Origin of the sequence: Xanthomonas sp. NCPPB 1128 (assembly GCF_001043115.1) — a bacterium.
Taxonomy (GTDB): domain Bacteria; phylum Pseudomonadota; class Gammaproteobacteria; order Xanthomonadales; family Xanthomonadaceae; genus Xanthomonas_A.
This window is the reverse complement of the sequence record NZ_LFME01000066.1, coordinates 1-3,076: the sequence shown is the minus strand read 5'-3', so window position 1 is coordinate 3,076 and position 3,076 is coordinate 1. Positions and strand designations below refer to the sequence as shown.

The window sequence follows — 3,076 nt, the reverse complement described above, 5'->3', positions numbered from 1 at the left end:
CCTCCAACACCCTACGCAAGAACGGCACCGTCACCCGCCGCTGCGCCGCCAGCGATTCGCGGTCCAGGCGCTCCAGCAGGCCGATCAGGCCGGCCAGGTCGCGTCCGGTATGGGTCAGCAACCAATCGATCGCCGCGTCTTCCAGCACCAGGCCGCGGCGCTGGGCGCGTTCGCGCAGCACGGCAGCGCGGCCGGCGTCGTCCAGCGGCGCCAGGGCGATGCGGGTGCACTGCGACAGCCGTGAACGCAGGTCCGGCAGGCTGAGCGCCAGGCCGTCGGGCATGGCCTGCGCGGTGTACAGCAGGGTCCCCCCGGCGCTGCGCGCACGGTTGTGGAAATCGAACAGCGCCACCTCGTCCTCGCGCTGCCCGGCGATCGCCTCCAGGCCGTCGAGCGCGACCAGGTCGCGGCCCTCCAGCGCCTCCAGCGCATCGCGCAGGCGGCCGGCGGCGGCCTGCAGCGGCAGGTAGGCGGCGCTGCGCCCGGCCTGTTCGGCCGCCGCGCACAGCGCCAGGGCCAGATGGGTCTTGCCGGTGCCGGCGGGGCCGGACAGGTACACCCAATCGTCGTCGGTACCGTTGGCGACGGCCTGCAGCTGCGCCAGCAGCCCGTCCGGCGCGCCCAGATAGCGATCCAGGCGCTGCTCCGGTGGATAGCGCAGGGCCAGCGGCAGTTGCGGCACGCTCACGGTTGATCGGGGCTGCGCGGCGGCAGTTCGATGATGGTGGTGCGCTCGGTGACGGTATCCAGCAGGATCGCCGACTTCTCGCCCGCGTACAGGTCACTCTGCCGGTACTGCTCGTGCAGGTAGTGCAGCAGTACGTTGGCCACCGCCGCCACCGGCAGCGCCAGCAGCATGCCGAGGAAACCGAACAACTGGCCGCCGGCCATCACCGCGAAGATCACCGCCACCGGATGCAGGCCGATCTTGTCGCCGACGATGCGCGGAGTCAGCACGTAGCTCTCCAGCAACTGGCCGACGGTGAACACCACGCCAACCAGGATCAGCAACTGCAGGTCGAAGCCCTTGGCCTGCACCAGCGCGGCGAGCACCGCCAGCAGGATGCCGGTGGTCGCGCCCAGGTACGGAATGAAGCTGATCAGGCCGGCGACGATGCCGATCAACAGGCCGAGCTTGAGGCCAACCAGGGTCAGGCCGCCGGCGTAGATCACGCCCAGCGCGAGCATCACCAGGAACTGGCCGCGGATGAACGCACCCAGCACCTCGTTGGACTGCTGCGCCAGGCGGGTGATCGTACCGACGTGGTTGCGCGGGATGGTGGCGGCCACGCGTGCGACCAGCAGGTCCCAGTCGCGCAGGAAGTAGAAGGTCAGGATCGGCAGCAGCACCAGGTTGACCACCCAGGTCACCATCGCGAAGCCCGAGCGCGACAGGTAGCCGAAGAAGGTCGCGGCGACACCGCCGGCCTGCTGCCAGTGCCCACGGATCCAGTCGATCAGCCGCTCCGGATCCAGCCAGGTCATCAGTTCCAGCCCGGTCTTCTGCTCGGCCCACGGGATCGCGGTGCCGATGAACCAGTCGCGCGCCTGCGGCAACACGTCGATGAAGGTGACGATCTGCCGCTCCAGCATCGGCACCAGGATCACCAGCGCCAGCACCAGCAGCAGCACCATCAGCACGAACACCAGGGTCACCGCCATGTTGCGCGACCGCCCGGCACGCTCCAGGCGGTCCACCAGCGGGTCGCCGAGCCAGCCGAGCAGCAGCGCCAGCACGAACGGGGTCAGGATCGGCGCCAGCAGCCACACCACCCACAGCACGCCGACGATCACCGCCGTCCATTTCAGGCGGCGCAGGAACAGCGCGATCTCGGCTTCGGGCGACAGCGTCATTTCAGGCGGTACTCCGTCGGCTCGCTGTTGAGGATCACCGGACCCTCGACCGGCGCGACCACCGGCTGCAGCGCGCCGTCGGGGCCGAGCATGCGGTTGAGCCCGGACACGCCACTGAGCAGGTCCAGGTCCAGTTCCAGGCGATCGCCGTCGGCGCGGATCGGCACGATGCGCCGCACCACCGAGGCGTTCTGCAATGCGGCGGAGGCGCGCAGATAATCGTCGGCGCTGCGAATGCCGGTGATCACCACCCGGTAGATCCCGGCCGGGCCGGCGCTGACCGCCTTGGCGTAGCGCTTGACCAGGGCATCGGCGGCGCCGTCGGCGCCGCTGGCCATGGCGCGGCGCGCGTCGGCGTCGCTGGACGACCAGGTCGACAGCACCTTGCCGCCGTCCACGAAGGTCCAGTCCGCGGTCCAGCCGCCGGCCTTGCCGCGGTAGAGCTTGCCGATCAACTGCATCGGCGGGCTGTAGCGCGAGGAAGCGCTGGCCACCGCGGCGGTGTCCTGGCGCCAGATCGCACCGGCCAGGGCCTGCTCGGCGGCGCTGCCGGTGGGCAGGCCGAGGCGGAAACCGCGCTCGATCGCGCGGTCGAGCAGGCTGCGCGCGGCGTTGGACTGCTGCACGCCGACCAGGCGCGGGCCGCTGCCGTCGTCGATGGCCAGCCACACCACCGGCTTGGGCCGCGGCTGCGGCCACACCGGCAGGCCCAGCGCCGCGGCCAGGCCGTCCACGTCCTGCGGGCGGAAGCGCGCCACCAGGATGGTGCGGAAGGTCGGCGCGCCGCTCGACGAGGTGCCCTGGTCCTGGCGGTAGTCGAAGGTATCGACCAGGGTCTTGGCGTTGCGCAGCGCCTGGGTCACCCCGGGCCGCGACATCACGCCCTTGTCGCCGGAGATCTTGCCCAGCACCACGCCGAGCGCGCGGGACAGGGCACCATTGCGGTCGGCCTCGCTCTGGCTGTTGACCGGCACTTCGGCGTCGTAGGGGCCGGTGGCACCGGCCACGTCGCCCTCGGTGCGCAACTCGGCCTGGGCCAGGGCGCTCGCGGCGGGCAGGCACAGTGCGAAAGACAGGAGGAAGGCAAGGCTGCGGCGCATGAAGGGTCCAGTACTCGGCGTATCCGGGGCGAATTGTTGCCCGAATGCGGGCCTAGCGCCAATGCGGCCTGTTAAAATCGCCGCCTTTCCGCCGACCCCGCCGCCCGTGACCACTTCCCAGC

3 protein-coding genes are annotated in these 3,076 nt (G+C 71.0%); all 3 read right to left on the bottom strand.

Translation table 11 applies throughout. The features are described 5' to 3' along the window. Positions 1–688 (bottom strand): DnaA regulatory inactivator Hda (hda, locus tag ACP93_RS20725; protein ID WP_048492546.1); only part of this gene is annotated, 688 nt, incomplete at its 3' end. After that, positions 685–1,854, bottom strand: coding sequence for an AI-2E family transporter (locus ACP93_RS20720; RefSeq protein WP_048492545.1), 1,170 nt, complete (start codon positions 1,852–1,854; stop codon positions 685–687). The genes ACP93_RS20720 and hda, both read right to left, overlap by 4 nt. Beyond that, the gene (locus ACP93_RS20715; protein WP_048492544.1) at positions 1,851–2,954 is read right to left on the bottom strand and encodes a DUF2066 domain-containing protein; all 1,104 of its coding nucleotides are present in this window, start codon (positions 2,952–2,954) and stop codon (positions 1,851–1,853) included. The genes ACP93_RS20720 and ACP93_RS20715 overlap by 4 nt, the downstream gene beginning before the upstream one ends. Positions 2,955–3,076: the final 122 nt, after the last annotated feature.

Coding starts and splice junctions, on each gene's coding strand:
- ACP93_RS20720 (WP_048492545.1), bottom strand. CDS start 1,854: ATGACGCTGTCGCCCGAAGCCGAGATCGCGCTGTTCCTGCGCCGCCTG.
- ACP93_RS20715 (WP_048492544.1), bottom strand. CDS start 2,954: ATGCGCCGCAGCCTTGCCTTCCTCCTGTCTTTCGCACTGTGCCTGCCC.